The sequence below is a fragment of the Caballeronia sp. LZ001 genome (assembly GCF_031450875.1).
Lineage (GTDB): Bacteria > Pseudomonadota > Gammaproteobacteria > Burkholderiales > Burkholderiaceae > Caballeronia.
In genome coordinates this window covers 44731-61334 of record NZ_JARTVX010000002.1, presented here as the reverse complement: position 1 = coordinate 61334, position 16604 = coordinate 44731, and the positions used below count along the sequence as shown (strand labels likewise).

The following is a 16604-nucleotide window of genomic DNA, read 5'->3' as shown; positions in this document are numbered from 1 at the left end:
TCAGGTTGATACGCGTGGCCATTTGGCTTTAGCAGTGCATACGGAGCGGGCTGGCACACGCCCCGTCCCAAATCCATCTCTCCCTCTTGGAGTATCTCAATGAAGCGTTTGACCTATCGACGCAAGTATTGCGTTCATCGGTTCGGCCTGCGCAAAGCGAGCGTGCCTCGGCTGGTCAGGCTGCTGATGTCGGCGGTCCTGTTAAAGACGGCCATCGCCGTCGACCCAGCTATGGCAGCAACTACCACGCTCACAAATGGGGCCATCTCGAATGTGGTCATCATGCCAGGAGATCAATATAACGTCTCAGGCACCGGAGAGTTGGACAACGTAACCGTCCAAAGCGGCACGGTTGTCAACGGCGGTATCGCAAACAGCGGCGGTAACTTGCTGGTTGGCAATGGTGGGAAAGTGAGCGGGGGTGTAGTCAGCAAAGGGGGCGGGCTCGCCATGTCGGACCCGACTGTCGGATTTTCTGGCGCCAGGGTAACAGATCTCGTTGTCCATGCTGGTGCGCGGCTGAACATCGGCGGCGCCAAAAGCTCTACGAGCGGCAATATCCTGTCGGGCATCTACGTTGCCTCAGACGGTACGTCTCACTCTTTCTCGATGGGCAGTGGTCACGTCAGTGGTCTCGTTATCGAGAACGGCGGCACTCTCACGATGAATGGCTGGGACAATGCTGTCGCAGAAAACCTGATCATTGGTGGCGGAATTCTGCACACGAGTAGCGGTCTCATCGGTGGCGGCGGAACGGAATATGTGAACGGCGCAAACCTTGGGAGCCAAGGTGCGAACGTTGACCTCAACGCGACAATTCTCGAGAAGGGTGTGCAGGTCCTCGCCTATGGCGGGTCGGCCATTAGCGCTAACGTGAGCTCGGGTGGCAGTCAGGTGGTTAGCTACGGTGGCGTTGCCCTCAGCTCAACCGTGAATAATGGCGGGAGCCAGACGATTTCGTCGGGTGGCGTTGCCAGTGGTACTTTGATCAATAGCGGCGGCTCGCAATTGGTCATGGGTGGCGGCAAGACCTTTGGTGCGCAGCTCGCATCCGGCGGTACGCAGCGCGTGTGGGCGGGCGGAAGTGCAATCAACACCATTGTATACGCGGGAGGTATTCAGATCCTCTCGGCTGGCGCGATCGTCAGCGGCAACTCTTCTTCGACCGCAACGGGTCCCGGCGCTGGGGGTACCGTGATCAGCAGCGGTGGTGTGCAGATTGTGTCCTCTGGCGCGTCAACGACAGGAACCATAGTCAATGGTGGTGGTACCGAGCTTGTGTCGGGCGGATCTGCAACGAGCACAACGATCAAAAGCGGTGGTGTTGAAACTGTCGCCGGAGGTGGCGTTGCCGCGGGCGCGATCATTAGCGATGGTGGCTTGCAGGCCGTGTCGTCGGGGGGCATAGCTATCGGCACAGTGGTCTCCAGCGGAGGCACAGAAAACGTCTTATCAGGCGGCGTTGCAAGTGCAACGACGGTGAGCGGCGGCGGGACGCAGAATGTCTCGTCAGGGGGCAAGTCGGTTAATGCAGTAGTTAGCAGCGGGGGTACTCAGACAATTCTCGATGGTGGTCAAGCCAGCGGAACGAGCGTTGCGGGCGGCGGTGCCCAGAACGTTGGTTCGGGTGGTACAGCAATTTCGACAGTTGTGTCGACGGGCGGTACCCAGAATATCGCGTCGGGAGGTACCGCTACTTCTTCGGTGGTGCAGGGTGGCGGCACGCAGAATGTTGCCTCCGGTGGCACGGCAAGTTCGACGGTGGTGTCCAGCGGCGGCACGCAAAACGTCTCCTCCGGTGCTTTGGTGTCCGACTCACAGATCCTCTCTGGCGGCACGCAGAATGTTCTATCCGGAGGTGAAACTACTGGTGCTACTGTCTCGGCCGGCGGTCAACAGACGGTTACATCCGGCGTAGCTATCGGTACTTCGGTGGGCTCGGGCGGATCGCAAGTTGTGAACAGTAGTGGAGTCGCCGAAGAAACGACAATTGGCTCGGGCGGTAGTCAAACGGTCGGCCCTGGCGGTCTAGCGACTAGTGCTTCCGTGCAATCTGGAGGCTCGCAAATCGTTTCAGGCGGTGTCGTCTCGGGAACGGTTGTGAGCAGCGGCGGTCAGCTAGGAGTGATCGCCTCGGGCAGTTCTGTTGATACTATCGTCCTCGGCGGCGGCAAGGAGACCATCTCGGGGGGCGGGCAAGCGATCAGCTCGACAGTGTCTGCGGGCGGCGTTCAGTGGATCGGTAGTGCAGGCTTGGCCACGGGCACGGTGCTCAATGGTGGAACGGAGGTCGTGGGTCCCCAGGGCGCCACGACCGGTACTCATGTCAACGGCGGTGGCAATCAAACCGTGTCCGGGGGGACCGCTTATCAAACCACCGTGAATGCAGGCGGAGCCCAGGACGTTTCCGCTGGCGGAACGACCATCGGCACCGTTGTCGAAGCAGGCGGCGTGCAGAACGTATCAAATGGCGGCATCACTGTGGGCTCCGTGGTCGACAATCTCGGCACGCAGAATGTGATGTCAGGTGCTGCGGCCACGAACACAACTGTATCGAGCGGCGGTACACAAAATGTGAACGGCGGCACGGCCGTTGGCGGTGCCATTCTCAGCGGTGGCGAGCAGATCGTGGTCTCCGGTGGCTTTGGCTCCGGTGTGTTTATCGATGCCGGCGGCTCGCAAATCGTTGGCGCTGGTGGATTGGTCAGCACCACTACCGTCAATGGAGGCGCGGTACAGACCGTAGCATCAGGAGGCACAGCAGACGGAACATACATTAAGTCGGGCGGCGTTCAGGATGTTGCGTCCGGCGGTGCTGCGCATGGCGTGGTGGTCTCCGGTGGCGGCGTGCTTGATGTCTCCGACGGTGGGACTGCGACAGGAATCACGCAAAGCGCAGGCGCCACAATCGCCGCCTCGACCGACTCCAACCTCACTGGGATGTATGTGTCTGGCAGTTCGACAAGCTACTTCTCAGTTGGTGGCGGCAACGCCAGCGGCGTTGTGCTTGAGAATGGCGGTGTATTTACCGTTCACACTGGCGGCGGCGCGATTGCTACAACTATCAACTCAAGTGGTGCGCTAAATGTGCAAGGCGGCGGTGTTGCCACCGGCGTAGTCGTCAACAGCAACGGCGCACTTACGGTGGCCGACGGCGGGACTGCGACAAACATCGTTCAGCATGCTGGCGGCGTTCTTCATTTGACCACTAACGAAGAGATAAGCGGTGCATACGTGTCAGGCGGAGTCTCGGCGCCGTTCTCTATCCATGACCACTTGGCGAACAGCGTAGTGCTTGAAAATGGGGGAACGCTGGCAGTGCTTGCGAGCGGCACTGCCATCAGCTCAATCGTGAACAGTGGTGGCGTGGAGAACGTGTATGCCTCGGGCGTAACAAGCAACACTACCGTAAATTATTCCGGGCTACAGGTTGTTCACTCCGGCGGTCAAACAGTTGACACGACGGTAAATAGCGGCGGAACGCAACTTGTTCAGCACGGTGGCGTTGCCTCAAACACGATCGTGAACAGTGGCGGCGCGCAGATCTTGCAAGATGGAGTGGTAGCTTCCCGGACCATGGTCAGCTCGGGGGGCACCCAGAGCGTCAACTCGGGTGGCATAGCTGCGAATACCATCGTTGCTAGCGGCGGTGTTCAGAACGTCTATTCGGGCGGGGCGGCACTGGACACGAACCTGAACGCCGGCGCCACACAAAACATTGCGTCCGGCGGCGTAACTTCGAACACAACCGTTGGCAGCGGCGGCGTAGAAGCGGTTTACGGTGGAGGAGCGTCATATAACGCCATCATCAAGGCTGGCGGCTTGCAGTACGTCGACGGCGATGTCGAAGGCTACTCATACAACGCTGTGGTGGAGTCTGGCGGCACGCAGCAGGTTGCATTCGGGGGCGAAGCCGATAACGCTCTTGTGCGTGCTGGTGGTCTCCAGACAGTCGACGCCACAGGCATTGCCGTGTCCGCTTCGATTGCGGGTACGCAGATCGTTCATCTTGGCGGCGAGGCAAGGGAGACGGTAGTCCTCCCGGGTGGCGTTCAATCCATTGAAGTTGGCGGGTTGGGCACGAGCACGACGGCCACTTCCGGTACGGTTATCGTTGATGGTGTGCTGAACAAGCTTACGGCCAAGGCCTCACAGATTGCCGGTATTGGAACGATCGGGTCGGACCTTGAGGTCACTCAGGGAAGTACCCTGCACGCCGACATGCCTGCCGCTGGTCTTCACGTGAACGGGAATCTGTCGTTTGCGTCAGGTTCGACGTATCAGGTTGCTGTCACACCGCAACAAGCAGGCGTGACGAACGTGAACGGCAACGTTACGGTAGCCGAAGGCTCAACGCTTCGGATCGTCGCGTCGCCTGGTGCGTATTCGCCAGCAACGCAATACGCGCTTGTGAAATACACGGGGACTGAAACCGGTCAGTTCAACGTGATCGAGACGAACCTTGCCTATCTGACGCCGACTGTCAGCTATAACGTCGGCGAGATCTCCCTTTCTCTGAAGGAGAACTCAGGCTTCACAGGTCAAGGTTTCGTGCTTCCCGGAGCTGCCAATAATGCTAATGGCGTCGCGGTTGCACTGAACAGCATTTATGCAGCCGGCGGTAATGCGCTGACGGCCGCGCTCATCACTGCATCGCGCGATCAGGCCGAGAGCATCATGACTTCGCTGAGTGGCGATGAGCTGGGCGTCACCACGCAAGTCGCAATGAATCGCACCAGCCAGATGCAGGAACTCATCGCGCAACGCATGACGACCAACGGCATCGACCGCGGCAACGGTCTGTGGGCAGCGGCGGCAGGTCAGCACGATTCCGTCTCGAGCGACCCGGCCACGGGTGCGAGCGGCTGGCAGGACACTTCGGCAATCGTCGCAGTGGGCTACGATCGCAGCGTCGGTGCGACAACGAAGGCTGGCGTCGCAGTCTCGTTTGGCACCGATGACGTTAGCTTCAATTCGCGCGATGCGGATAGCCGCATCAACGGTGTCCAGGCCGTCCTGTACGGCGCGTGGATGCCCAGCACCACAGCGGCCTACGTTATGGGCGAGGTAGGCTTTGGATACTGGAATACCAATGAGCATCGTAAGGTCGCCATCGGTGATTCCACATTGAAGGCCAACGGTTCGTTCACGACGCTTGCTGAAACCGCATACCTCGAAGGCGGGCTCGACCTCAAAACCAGCGTGGGTGCTGTGAAGCCGTACGCAGGCCTGCGGATCGGTCACTATGGTCAGGACAGCGTTAGCGAAGGGGGCGATACGATCGCGTTGAACGTTGGCAGCACGTCGTACAACGCTGTGTCGAGTGTCCTTGGGGTACGCTTCCAGAGCGTGCCGCGCAATGTCTTCGGCAAGGCCGTGCAGTTTGAGGCAGACCTGTCGTGGGATCACCGTCTCAACGGTGGTGATCACGCCGTGACAGCGTCGTTCATCGGTGCGCCCGGCGCTAGCTGGCAGGCGTTCTCCACCTCGACCGAGCGTGACTCGGGCCGTCTGTCACTGGGCGGAACGTTGCAAGCGACAAAGAGTGCATCCGTTTTCGGTCGTGTCGTCGGCCAGATTGGCGGTCATACCGCGGACTACGGGGTGCAAGCGGGCGCAGAGTGGAAGTGGTAACGATCGCCAGCGACCTAGCGTAACGCCATAGAAAAGCCCGGCCTTCGAAAGGTCGGGCTTTTTTTTCTTCTCCCGCCGCGACGACAGCCTATGGCCGAGCGAAAGAAAATTCACGCGTTTGCGGGGGGTAGCACACGCCTACGACCGCACATCCTTGATAGGTGACTTTGATCTTCAGCGCCCCCTTAAAGGAGCTCGCCACGGGCACAACCACATACGCGCCGTGCCGATAGATCACCTGGCGGCCGAAGAACTGGTCTGTCTTCACTTCACCATCCGGAAATGCCGGCTGCCCGATCTGGTCTTTCAGGGAAGCGACAACGGATATTCGATCGCGATATAGGTAGTATCCCTCCGCTGCCTGGAGGATCAGCGACACGTGGTCCCCATTGAGGCTCGCTCTTGCTGAGAACGCCTTTTCGGGGCTCAGGAGCTGATTGGCCTGGGGTGGTGGTCCGAGACCCTCCAGCGCGCTTGCGAGCGCCTTGTCGGCCAAGGCAGCCTGTGCGACCGGGCAGGCACATAAAGGAAATGCGACGGCAACAGCAGTCACGGTGATGCGGAGAGCGTCAGTGAGGGAGGTCATGCCCATAGCGGTTTTGTAACTGTATGATCGGCAACGGAAACGGTTTAGAATACCAATATTGTATAGTGACGTGTTATGTATCGAATTGGTAAATTTCGATGCGTCTGCAAATGCCAACTCAGCCCGGACCAATGAAATGGGAATTGACTTCAAACTGATCGCAGTGTGCTTTGTCGTTGCAACGGTGATGGCGTACATCCTGCTTGGAAAGCTTCAGTCGAGTGCGAAATATTCGCCGAAGCACTACCAGACCATACCGTTGCTCACAGAAAACGAGCAGGGCCTGTTCTGGCGGTTGCAAGAGGCCGTTGGTCGTGAACTCTTGGTCGCTCCCCAAGTGGTGTTTGGCGCGTTTTTGAAGGTTAAGGGTACGGCGCTGGTGGACAAGACCAAGGCGAGAAACGCCGTCGCACATAACCGGGGCGACTTTCTGGTGTGCAACAAGAATTTCGAAGTCGTTGCTCTCGTCGAACTCGATGACTCCACCCACGATAAGAAAGAGCAGAAGGCGTTGGACAAACGACGGGACGAATTGATGAAGGCGGTAGGAGTGAAGGCGATCCGTTACCGAAACTTGCCCGAGATCTCGAAAATTCGTTCTGACTTGGGGCTGTAAGGCGTCGCTGGATTTGAACGAGGGGAAACGGACATGGCGATTGATGCTCACTCGCAACGCAGCACCAGAATTCTGATCAACCTGGCCGCCGGCATGGATGAGCTCGGAAAGCCGATCGCCGATGGCACGTTCAAATTGACATCAAATATCAGGCTGGCCGCCTCGGCCGGGGCGGCGGCCCTTAGCCAGCTACAGGGTATCCATGCTTCCGGAGAGACGACGAATGCGAGGCACGAAGCATCGGATACGTCCGTGCCGCGTGAAGTCAATCTGCTCACGCCTGGTGATTGGCTCGATCGACTGAAGACCGCGAAGGGTTTCCATGCGGATATTGCGCTGGCTGAATATCTCGGGATCTCCAAAAGCCTTTTCTCCCAGTGGCGTACCGGCAAAGTTGCGCTGACGGTTGAGGAAAGCTGGCGGCTTGCACTTGAGCTTGGGGTAAGCCCTCTACAGGTTATCGCTAGCGTTCAGTATCATGCGGCCGAGGGCGAAAAGCGGACGGCCTGGCGTCACCTCGCTGCCTCGATTGCCGACGCCAAAGGTGCTAGCGTGATCGAGCAGACCGACCGACCAATGCGGCCGGCGGCGCCCACCCCGGAAAAGCCGTCTGCTGGCCCGGCAGAATCCAGCGCGGGTTCGGAGAAGCAACCGGGACTCGAGTCAAAGGGCACCAAGTGGCCCTCCGAGGAGGATGAACGACTCGTGCGAGAGTACCAGGCTCTCACCCCAATCCCGGAAATCGCGCTTTTGCATCGGCGCTCGATCGCTGCGATCTTGTATAGACTGTACAAAAACCACAAACTGATTCCGAATGACGTGATGCAGGCGCTTTGCGAGCGCTATAAGGTCAAGTTCAATTCGATCGTGCCCGACGCCCAGAGCGACGGCGCTACGGAGCAACGCGGAGGAGAGCGTTTGTTTCTGTAGCTGGAACTGTCATATCGTGAAAAACAGCGTATTCTGCGCGGGAGCTGTTTCGCGGGTAAGCGGGTTCCAGTCGCGAATGGGTGTTGCCAGCGCGGACACGGCGACGCCACGCTTGTGCATCTCGTCGACGACTATTCATTTCTGACTTAGAGGTCTTTCGGGTAGCGCCAGCATAACGACATCATTCCTCGAAAGGTGCAAATATGGCTGACACCGTTTTCCCAAAAGTGCGGACCGTCGCACAGGCTCTGAACCTACCGGACCTCCAGAAGGAGGTCGCTTTCAAACTGAAACTGTCACCATGGCCTGACGTTCGCGAACAGATGTTAGTCGCTTCTCGACGCTTGCGGAGCATCCTGACATTTGACGATATCGTCCCGGAAGATTTTATCTCGGAACAATACGGCCACCAGCATGACTGGGCCACTCTGAGCCAGGCGATTGACGAGCTCGAGGCGCTTGATGTTTGGCGCGTGTTAAGGCGTGACGTTACGCCAGACTTTCACAAGCGAATGGCAAAGACAGAAGACCATCCCGCCGTTAAGGCGATTCTTCCATCGTATTACTTAGGGCTTTCCAGAAAATGCGGTCGTTGGCTAACCGAAACGGCGCCGCTGAAGTCATTCAGATTCGCGGATAGCGAGCAGCTACTTCTAATGCACAAAACTTGGTATAGGATTTCGACCTCTGAAATCAGAATCAAGTTTGATCTTCGAGATATTTGGCGAGCGGTGTTCGATCTGCCCTATGTTGTTCTGGCGGACGTTCGAAGGTGGGGCGAGGAAGATAAAAATAAGGAGCCAACGACCTACCTTTTGAAGGATGAGGAATTTGTCCGGAGACTTGGTGAAGTGAGTCGACGCTTACTGGCTTCGGGGGCGTTTCGTCCACTGCACGATAACCGGAGGGTTGCGCGTTGGATGAGTATCGCTGAACTCGAATCGCGGCTGTGGGATGTGGGTCCGGACCCACTCTCAGGTGATCCCGTCTCGGTAGCCATGATCCTTCAGTTATGCAAATCTACTTCGACTAGGGTAAGAGTAAGCTTGTCCTACGATGAGCGATTTACCCAACCGTTTCTCAGGGCTACCGGCGTCGTTTGTGAGATGCCGCTAGTGAAAGGCCTCGCTCGTGCGGGATGGCCTCTACAAGACATCGAGCCAATCGGTGCCGAGACTAAGCAGGAGGTTGAAAACGATACCTGGCCACTTGCGTCTGAGCATCCTTGGTTTTGCCTTTCTCAGCCTGATTTCTTCGTCCCTGCCGACTACTGACTCACAGGACGACTGTCTTCTATCAGACGGTCACTACCCGGATTCGCACACAGGCGCCAAGGGAGCGGGGTCCGCTTCTGTCCTCCTGGAAGATGAGAAAACAAAAGGCCCGCTCGTCATGAGACGGCGGGCTGGTGCTGCGGGTTAAATTTCTATCGGATTGCGTCGAAACGGTTCTTCATCTCTGCCGCTTCGACCTTCGCCTCTGCGCAGGTTCTCGACAGCAGGTAGTTGATGCTGCGTTCGCCCCCGTCGAAGCCGAGGGACACAAATGCTCGCGCCATATAGTCGTATGCGATCCCCTTGAATTCCGGCAGCAGTTCGGACGTGTCCCAGTTCCTCACGGTCATCTTTCCCTGTTCCATCGAGAAAGCGGGAGCGTCGCCACGCCAGTCCGCCGGCGGTGTTGCGCTCATTCCCAAATGCGCTCGCATGGCAGTGCCGACCGGGCTGCTGCTTCGGCTTGAGCGAAAGATGGCGAGATCTGCTGGTGACTGTGCAGGTTTCGCGTTCAGGCTTGTCACGATTTTTCTCCTGTTGAGTTGAGTTAGGCCTTGCGGGGAGTGATGCGCAACAGGCCTGTCTACATCCCTTGCACGGTAAGGCGATTTTCAACAGCCGCTTGTCAAAATATATAGATCTAGTATTATTGGGACGTGTTAAGAATCTAAAAAGGAAATGCAATGCTCAGGTATCTCTTGGGGGTTGTGGTGACCGCGACGCTATGTAGTTTGTCGGCCTGCGGTGAGGTCCACGACGGGCAGGCGGCGATGCGTGCCGCGAATGATGCGACGCTCACCGACTTCCAAAAATATGTCGCGCTGAGCGGTGTCAGCGAGCAGATGGGGTGTGATGGGCTGACGATCTTTTCTGGCCGAGATCGCGATTGTCTGGATCTGAAGGGGCGGGTCGCGGCGCAGGCGACCAACCATCTTGGCATGGCGGTGGCCGCGGGCGACGTGAAAGCAGCCCGCGAACTGTTGGGTGACTCGTACATCCAGCGGGCAACGATGGAGAGGTTCTCCGCCGCAATCCTCTCGCGGGCCGATGGCTTGCAGGGCGCAAAGTCCGAAGAGGCCAAAATCTATCTGCGGCTCGCCGGCGCGATTCTCAGGGACGGCATCGGAGTACCGCGTAACTATGACCGTGCGGTCACGTTTTATCGCGCATCTTGGGTCGCTGGAGAGTCCGACGCCGCTGGCCTTGTTGCCGGAACGTACGAGCAGGCGCGAGACGTGAAAAATGCCTACCTTTGGGCATTGCGATGCGGAAACGCATGTGCAGGGGGGCCTTGGATAACGGCGACGACGCTGGAGCGGCAGCTCGATGCGGCGTCAATCAAGCTGATCCAGAGCAAGGCCGCGGACGGTTCCGTGATGTCGCTCTGACGGGTAGCCACGACATGATCCAGGCATACCAGATTCTCTCCCGGATCGAGGCTGGGGAAACGGTTGAAATCCCTGCCATCAGGTTGGAGGAGTTTTTCGCCCAAGCGGCCCGGTTGCCAGGGCCGATTGCATTGGGAATTGTGATCGATCAAGGGCTGGCAACAGTACAGCGCGGTAGCAACAGCGTCGCAGTGAAATGAACGGAAGGCGCGATGCACTGCTTTGCGAAATTGGGGAAGCAGGCAAATAATATTGGTACCCATCAAAGTTCGATGGGTATCCTTATTAATAACCTTGCGTGTGTTAGTGGCAACGACGTGGCGCATCCATTTTCGCGCTGCGATTTCGTGCGCTTTTGCGTAGATTCATTCCCGTTTTCGCACTACCCCGTGGTAAATTTCATTGCTGATATGGCTGGGCGATGGTCTAATATTCACATGCCGGGCGACAAAGCCCGAACGGCATTCTGACGCTCCTGAGTTGAAAAAACGGCCGCGAGGCCGACCTTGCACCAAGAAGCCCACCATATGGTGGGCTTTTTGGTTTTTGCCGTTCTGTGATCTATAACGATATCTCAAGCGCGTGAAATACGAGGTGCGTCATGGACATGATCGAGTCGCTACTTCATTGCGACGGACACTTGAATTTCGACAATCTCCCCGCGCATACAGAGGTCGAATTGACGTACGCGCTGCGACTCATCGACGAGGAAATCGCACATCGCCCGCACGCGATCGGGCGCCGGCGCCGTCGGCTGCAAAACGACAACTTCGACTGGTCATATCTTCACTTGTGCGTCGTTGGCCAGCTTCGGGAATTTCGCGAACAGATAGACGTTGAATTGAAGCGTCGCCATTGGGCGGAGGACATTCGACATCTCCGCGCAGTCAAGGCAGTGAGACGCCTGCACAAGCGGGAACAGCAACAGGCCGCCAGAGGCGGCACGCGGTCTGCCGCGCGATCCTGAAGCTGGCGCCCTCAAAGCTAATGGTAGTGGTGAAGCCACGGACGGAAGTCGCACTTCTCACCGATGGCCCTGCTTACTGCCTGTTGTGACGCATTTCCCTCCTGCAAGGCAACCTTGAGGAGAGATCCATGCAAACCTTCCTTCACTGGCAAGACGCCGCTGTCCAGGCGGCCATCATCGGGGCTGTAGGTAGCATCCTAACCAGTTCAATTGCAGCCATCTGCGCGGCCATCATCGGGAAGCAGATCTCCGGCCGCAAGAAGCTTCAGGACAAGCTCCTCGTCGCGCAGGACGACATCGAGTTTCTGCTGAAAGTCGAGCAGAAGCATTGCGAGATGCACGAGAGTCGCGGCGGAACGTCGAACAAGCTCAACGTTCGAAAGGCAGTCAAAGAAATGGGGCACGAGTGGAGCGGCAAGTTCACTCCGGGTCGTGTAGCCTATAACGATGGGCCGGGCCGCCGATACAGCAAGGGCTGAGTAGGTCGCACACTGGTGCAAACGTAGATGCAGGGGTTGTGACGTTGCCGCGTCGCAGCCCCTTTTTCACTTTCTCGGGCCTGTCCACCACGTGATCGCGGCTGAGCTCTATTCCGCTACATAGTGCAAGGGACGCATAATCTGGTTTCTGGTCGCGGTAAGGGTGCCGCGGGCTCACGGAAAGGAATGAAATGGACGAAAGAAGCCCAGTGGACGTGAAAAGAACGATGACCCTTGAGGAACTGGGCGCGCTCACTGATCTGAACATGCTGAAAGTAATGTCGACTGACGAGCTTTGGGGCTTTGGTTCTGAGCGTGGTCACCGCGTCGCCCAAAAAGTCACCGCGCCGGAAGTGGGCACGGAACATTGGACGAGAGAGCACAGACGCCTTGTGGTGAATACCCGGAAAAATGCGATCCTGATTATGGAATCCCACGCGTTGCACATTGAGCACGGTGAGAGGGAATGCCCGGAATTCATGCTGATCGCGACGATGATCGACAGCCGCCCCGATCGCGAGCAAGCATGGGAATCATTCGAAAACGGCGTGGAGATTGGAATCGGAAGTTACATTCGAAACGTAATTTGTGCTGGCTACTACCTGCCGGGCGAGCTTGACCAGACCGATCCGGAATATTTAGTACCCGCGTTTCGCGGCGGCTTACGTGCCGCTGGCGCTCATTTCCTCGCACCTGGCTAATTCTCACCGAGGAGTGAACGAAATGAGCGAACTGAACGGAAGCGCAATGATTGTGCAAGAGCCGCCCGCGTGGATGCTGGAGAGGTTGGGGCAGGTGAGGAAACTTGCTGTCTCATCGGCACCCATTGAGGCCACCGACGTGAAGGCAGTCTGGGACCGGGTGCACATGGACGGCGCCGCCGCACTTGCAGGCGGAGGGGTGGTCCGGGCGGTCGTGCTCGGCCCAGATCCGGAAACCTATGAAGGCGTCGCGATGGTCTTCATTGAAGGCGGTGTGCCCGAGCGAGTTCTCGTCCGCGGGGAGTCGATCCAAGGCGTGCATTTCGAACGGGCGCTCTACGTTGCGCTGACGCAGTACAGGTCGATTGTCGGGCAGCCTGGGGGGACTCTTGCCCCGACGGCTGACATGCGCAGAGTCAGTCCGGAGGTGCAGACCGTACAAGTCGATAGGTCTGAGGAACGCGATGAAGCGGTGATCCCTGTGGACCTCAGCACGCTCGACAATCGCAACCCGATCGACGCTCAGATCATCACTGCGCTGAATGGCGGAGTTGTCCTGGGCGAGGCCGACGTGCGTATCATTCGCGACGAGTTTGCACGCGCAGCGGAGTTTGAGCGGCGAGCCACACGCGCGTCGTCTCTGGGCGCTGATCCGATGAACAAGGGCCACTCTTTTCCCTTGGGTGTCGGGTTCACGCGGATGACGAAGCGGGCGTCCCAGAGCCTCGACGCGTCCGTTCGTAGGGCGGGACAAGCGGTGAAGCTCTACCAGCGCGCTGAACGGGCACGAAACTTCGCACTGGCTTTGCTAGCTGGTAAAGGAACCCGAGCCGATGCGATCCGGCGGAGGCAGATGCGATCGACGACTCAAGAACTGCTCATCAGGGAACTGCTGGGTTGGGTCAAGGGAAAATCGATCATGCAGCTTGGCGTGACGCGCGTGAACCGAGACCGGGATGGCTATCCGGTTTCATTTACGATCGAAGGTCAAGGTATCGTGAAGGGCGTTTCGGACAAGGTCGATGTCGTTCGGGAATTCTTTGCCGGCAACAAGCTGGCGTTTCGATCTCTCGTCGACAGAATCCGACTTTCAACCGCGCAGTGCACCGTCCGTGTAGGCGTCGTAGACCCATCTGCTTAACCAAACCAACGCCGTGTCTCGCATCTCGCGACACGGCGTTTTTTTTTGTGGTCCTGTGTGGGACATCACCGTTGCATCCAGTCAAAACCCCTATCGTCAAAGGAGATCGTAATGGGAAACTGCGAAGCGCAAGGAACGTTGCTCATGACAGATGCAGTGTCGCGGTTAAACAGTGCTGCGCAGGCCATGCTGGACGCCTTCGGGGGAAACGTTCCGGACTGGTTGCGTACCGAATATTCGGCGCTGGAAACATCGCTGCTGGAAATGCGAACGGTGTCTCAGGTATCAGAGCAAGCCGCCAGCGACGCAAAGTTCCACGTCTGCGAAATTCTCGGAGAGTTGATCGACTATTCAACTGGTCGATCTGGCCTCCAGGATTTTTACCCTGGCGAAGTCGAGACTGCAACGGGCAAGCTTTCACTCGATCGAAGCGATCGTGAAGTGTCTCTTCACGTGCGTGACGGTCGCCCGTACTGCTGCATCCGACAAAACGATAACTGGTCTCGATACCAGGTCACCGAAGAGGGTGTTGCCGTCTTGACGCGTGAATCGGTCGAACTGGTCGTTGCTGACGCTGACGGGAATGGCCGGAAGACGGTGCCCGCCGCGCGTTGACCTGAATCTTGGCACATACGGCCCGCCTGTCCACAGGGACGGCGGGCTTTTTTGTGCCCGACGCCCCAACAGCACCCCCTGCCTTGCTGTCGCCTGTATCGCATATCGAGGGGCAAGGAGTTTTCCCAACCCCAAGGAGAAGCGCATGGTTAATCTGAAAAATGTGAAGGTCGTGAGGAGCATCGGTGGCGTTGAGCTCGCTGCAACCGTCGATCCGTGTTCGTGGATGTACCCCGGCTACGGTTTGCAGATCAGCGTGATGATGGATGGCGGAGGAAAGGCGCATCTCCACCAGAAGTCGCTAGCTTTTGTGCAGGCTACCGAGAGCGATGTGAAGACGTTGCTCGAGGGCGTTCGCATCGTGCCATGCAAACAGTGCAGCAAGCCCGCGTTCGATCCGACGAGCGTGTCAACCAATCGCGAAGGAGAATGCGAATCCTGCTTCATGGCGAAGCTCAACGCGGAGTTTGCCGCTTCTCAGGAGAAGGAGAGGAAAAAGCTGGCGAAGCTTGATGCCAAGTACAAACGCCAAGGCTTTACGCATCGCGTGGACGCGTGGATTCATCCGTCCGGCGGCGGTGATGATCGGCAGGTGAGTTACTACATGACCGATCCCACCGATGAGCAGATCAAAAAGGAGCTGAAAAAGTCCGGCAGTTGCGTCCTGGATGACTACAAGGTCATTCCACTGTAGCGCCTCAAGAGCTATCCGCGCCCCTACTACCTGCGCAAGGTTGTAGGGGCTTTTTCTCGCTTGTCAGGTGAAGCAGGACGCGGCCATTGAGTGATGGTCATCTGCACGTGGGTCACCTGTTTGTAGACGCGTGTGTTGCATTTCGCTGGGCAGGGAATTTTCCATTCAACTCACAGGAGCCGAAGAATGAATGTGCAATCTTGCAGCACCGCTCAGCAAAACGAGATGATCGAGCCCTCTCGGGTGCTTTTCCCGATCAATCGAACGCTGGACTACCGCGTCAGCCAACGCTACCTCGTAGCCGCGGAGGATTTCGACAAAGCCGAAGCCAGGTTGCACGAGTATCTCGACCTGGATGGGTCCATGACCGCGGCGGCCGCGTTGGGTGTGGTGCAGGTATTTGACCGGATGGAGCAGATCGACGATTCGCACGAGATCTCCCACGGGGATGCACCCATCCGGGTGAGTGGTGAGCCAGTGTTGGACCAATCGATGAAAGATCTGCTGGTCACCGCCAAATCTGCGGAGATGCTATCTCTGCTGCGCAAGATCGCCGAACGGCCGCAGATGTTCCATCATTGCGTCGCCGATCTCGGAAATGAAGTGAAAGCGTTTGTAGATGCTGTCGACGCGTCGTTCGACGAAAGCGAGCGCTTGCTGCTCGCGGTCAAAGCAAAAGCCCACGCAGAGGATGTTGACATCGACGCCTAACGCTACCCGCCCCAGTGCCACTTCGGCCTGGGGTTTTCTTTTGAGCGGGCTGGCTCAGGATTCGAGGGTGGCGCGATCAAAAGCGAACTGAACCCTGTAGGTGATGAGCGCCAGGTCGCGGACCGCTTCGGCCGCATAGCGAACCGGTTCAGGGAACTCGCTCGCAATGAGCATCCCGCGGGGAGGTTTCCCGTCGGTTCGCGCGTAGTAGCCTAGGTAGCGTGCAATCTGCCCGATCGCCGCGTCTTTTGCCTCGCCGACCTTCAGCTCGATCACCACCCGCCGGCCGCTCGCATCCTCGGCAAGTATGTCGATGCGCCCGACCTCTGTCACTTCCTGTCGGCCGACGAACCGGAGCCCTTTCTCCAGCGACTCGAGGTTTCGAATGAGGTGCTCTTCCACGTCACGTTCAAGGCTGATCGATGTTTCGATCAACTGCTCGATCTCTTCGTCATCGATCTCATTTCCGCCGGCGCCGGGCGCCCACACGTTCGGGCCATGGATCGCCTCGTCGTATATCTGAAACCTGCCGTCGTCTGTCTTGTAGAGAAATTTCTCGGCCGACGGATGGTGGCGGTAGGCCTTTGGTTGATTGACCGCGCATCCGTACAGGTGGGCAGTGAGCGTCCCCGGTGTCCAACGACCAGGGTGCTGCGCGTTGATATGGGTTTTGATATCCGCCGACGTGACGCCAGTAGGTGACGTTTGAACGTATTGCCGGATCGCTTGAGCCATTGTCGTCATATGGACTTCTTTCTCCGCTTGGTATTGGTATTGCGTCGTTGCAAGAAGGCAAGCCTGTACGGGTGAGACCAGGGACATGGGCAAATACAGAGTGCTGTTCCGCATACCGAGGTGCATGTTCAAT

General features: G+C 57.9%; 15 protein-coding genes. 12 read left to right on the top strand and 3 right to left on the bottom strand.

Translation table 11 applies throughout. The annotated features are described in order from the left end of the window. Positions 1-99: 99 nt before the first annotated feature. On the top strand, positions 100-5634 hold the full coding sequence (locus P9292_RS02670) for an AIDA repeat-containing protein (protein ID WP_309957961.1): 5535 nt from the start codon (positions 100-102) through the stop codon (positions 5632-5634). An 88-nt stretch (positions 5635-5722) separates the two neighbouring features. Here P9292_RS02670 and P9292_RS02665 read toward each other — a convergent pair whose 3' ends face one another. Beyond that, complete coding sequence (locus P9292_RS02665; protein ID WP_244797443.1) at positions 5723-6220, bottom strand: protein-disulfide reductase DsbD domain-containing protein; 498 nt, start codon at positions 6218-6220, stop codon at positions 5723-5725. A gap of 136 nt (positions 6221-6356) precedes the next feature. Here P9292_RS02665 and P9292_RS02660 point away from each other — a divergent pair, with 136 nt between their 5' ends. The 3 genes from P9292_RS02660 (at position 6357) to P9292_RS02650 (ending at position 9040) form a co-directional block, all read left to right on the top strand. Further along, positions 6357-6836 carry a DUF2726 domain-containing protein gene (locus P9292_RS02660; protein ID WP_244797444.1) on the top strand — a complete coding sequence of 160 codons (480 nt, stop codon included), beginning with the start codon at positions 6357-6359 and terminating at the stop codon, positions 6834-6836. Positions 6837-6869: 33 nt separating this feature from the next. Beyond that, positions 6870-7766 carry a helix-turn-helix domain-containing protein gene (locus P9292_RS02655; protein ID WP_244797445.1) on the top strand — a complete coding sequence of 299 codons (897 nt, stop codon included), beginning with the start codon at positions 6870-6872 and terminating at the stop codon, positions 7764-7766. A 203-nt stretch (positions 7767-7969) separates the two neighbouring features. Then, entirely contained in the window at positions 7970-9040 is a 1071-nt protein-coding gene (locus P9292_RS02650; RefSeq protein WP_244797446.1) for a hypothetical protein, read from the top strand. A gap of 152 nt (positions 9041-9192) precedes the next feature. On the opposite strand, the gene P9292_RS02645 is transcribed toward P9292_RS02650, so the two are convergent. Beyond that, the gene (locus tag P9292_RS02645) at positions 9193-9564 is read right to left on the bottom strand and encodes a hypothetical protein (RefSeq protein ID WP_244797447.1); all 372 of its coding nucleotides are present in this window, start codon (positions 9562-9564) and stop codon (positions 9193-9195) included. A gap of 159 nt (positions 9565-9723) precedes the next feature. On the opposite strand from P9292_RS02645, the gene P9292_RS02640 reads away from it, so the two are divergent. The 8 genes from P9292_RS02640 (at position 9724) to P9292_RS02605 (ending at position 15736) form a co-directional block, all read left to right on the top strand. Beyond that, positions 9724-10428: a hypothetical protein gene (locus P9292_RS02640; protein ID WP_244797448.1), complete on the top strand. Its 705-nt coding sequence runs from the start codon at positions 9724-9726 to the stop codon at positions 10426-10428. A gap of 14 nt (positions 10429-10442) precedes the next feature. Beyond that, positions 10443-10628 (top strand): hypothetical protein, encoded by a 186-nt coding sequence (locus P9292_RS02635; protein WP_244797449.1) that lies wholly within the window; start codon positions 10443-10445, stop codon positions 10626-10628. Positions 10629-11523: 895 nt separating this feature from the next. After that, positions 11524-11874: a hypothetical protein gene (locus tag P9292_RS02630; protein ID WP_244797451.1), complete on the top strand. Its 351-nt coding sequence runs from the start codon at positions 11524-11526 to the stop codon at positions 11872-11874. A gap of 191 nt (positions 11875-12065) precedes the next feature. Further along, on the top strand, positions 12066-12575 hold the full coding sequence (locus P9292_RS02625; RefSeq protein ID WP_244797452.1) for a hypothetical protein: 510 nt from the start codon (positions 12066-12068) through the stop codon (positions 12573-12575). Between the two features lie 22 nt (positions 12576-12597). Further along, the gene (locus P9292_RS02620; protein WP_244797453.1) at positions 12598-13716 is read left to right on the top strand and encodes a hypothetical protein; all 1119 of its coding nucleotides are present in this window, start codon (positions 12598-12600) and stop codon (positions 13714-13716) included. 144 nt (positions 13717-13860) lie between these two features. Further along, positions 13861-14331, top strand: coding sequence for a hypothetical protein (locus tag P9292_RS02615; RefSeq protein WP_309957957.1), 471 nt, complete (start codon positions 13861-13863; stop codon positions 14329-14331). Then, entirely contained in the window at positions 14282-15025 is a 744-nt protein-coding gene (locus P9292_RS02610; protein ID WP_309957955.1) for a hypothetical protein, read from the top strand. Before P9292_RS02615 ends, P9292_RS02610 begins: the two co-directional genes overlap by 50 nt. 186 nt (positions 15026-15211) lie before the next feature. Beyond that, positions 15212-15736, top strand: a complete 525-nt coding sequence (locus tag P9292_RS02605) for a hypothetical protein (RefSeq protein WP_244797456.1) — start codon at positions 15212-15214, stop codon at positions 15734-15736. 54 nt (positions 15737-15790) lie between these two features. Here P9292_RS02605 and P9292_RS02600 read toward each other — a convergent pair whose 3' ends face one another. Then, positions 15791-16480 carry an endonuclease NucS domain-containing protein gene (locus P9292_RS02600; RefSeq protein ID WP_244797457.1) on the bottom strand — a complete coding sequence of 230 codons (690 nt, stop codon included), beginning with the start codon at positions 16478-16480 and terminating at the stop codon, positions 15791-15793. Positions 16481-16604 lie beyond the last annotated feature (124 nt).

What these genes read in the sequence shown, in the direction of transcription:
- P9292_RS02650 (WP_244797446.1), top strand. Translation starts at nt 7,970, where the DNA reads ATGGCTGACACCGTTTTCCCAAAAGTGCGGACCGTCGCACAGGCTCTG.
- P9292_RS02640 (WP_244797448.1), top strand. Translation starts at nt 9,724, where the DNA reads ATGCTCAGGTATCTCTTGGGGGTTGTGGTGACCGCGACGCTATGTAGT.
- P9292_RS02670 (WP_309957961.1), top strand. Translation starts at nt 100, where the DNA reads ATGAAGCGTTTGACCTATCGACGCAAGTATTGCGTTCATCGGTTCGGC.
- P9292_RS02635 (WP_244797449.1), top strand. Translation starts at nt 10,443, where the DNA reads ATGATCCAGGCATACCAGATTCTCTCCCGGATCGAGGCTGGGGAAACG.
- P9292_RS02620 (WP_244797453.1), top strand. Translation starts at nt 12,598, where the DNA reads ATGAGCGAACTGAACGGAAGCGCAATGATTGTGCAAGAGCCGCCCGCG.
- P9292_RS02665 (WP_244797443.1), bottom strand. Translation starts at nt 6,220, where the DNA reads ATGACCTCCCTCACTGACGCTCTCCGCATCACCGTGACTGCTGTTGCC.
- P9292_RS02660 (WP_244797444.1), top strand. Translation starts at nt 6,357, where the DNA reads ATGGGAATTGACTTCAAACTGATCGCAGTGTGCTTTGTCGTTGCAACG.
- P9292_RS02630 (WP_244797451.1), top strand. Translation starts at nt 11,524, where the DNA reads ATGCAAACCTTCCTTCACTGGCAAGACGCCGCTGTCCAGGCGGCCATC.
- P9292_RS02600 (WP_244797457.1), bottom strand. Translation starts at nt 16,480, where the DNA reads ATGACGACAATGGCTCAAGCGATCCGGCAATACGTTCAAACGTCACCT.
- P9292_RS02605 (WP_244797456.1), top strand. Translation starts at nt 15,212, where the DNA reads ATGAATGTGCAATCTTGCAGCACCGCTCAGCAAAACGAGATGATCGAG.
- P9292_RS02625 (WP_244797452.1), top strand. Translation starts at nt 12,066, where the DNA reads ATGGACGAAAGAAGCCCAGTGGACGTGAAAAGAACGATGACCCTTGAG.
- P9292_RS02655 (WP_244797445.1), top strand. Translation starts at nt 6,870, where the DNA reads ATGGCGATTGATGCTCACTCGCAACGCAGCACCAGAATTCTGATCAAC.
- P9292_RS02615 (WP_309957957.1), top strand. Translation starts at nt 13,861, where the DNA reads ATGACAGATGCAGTGTCGCGGTTAAACAGTGCTGCGCAGGCCATGCTG.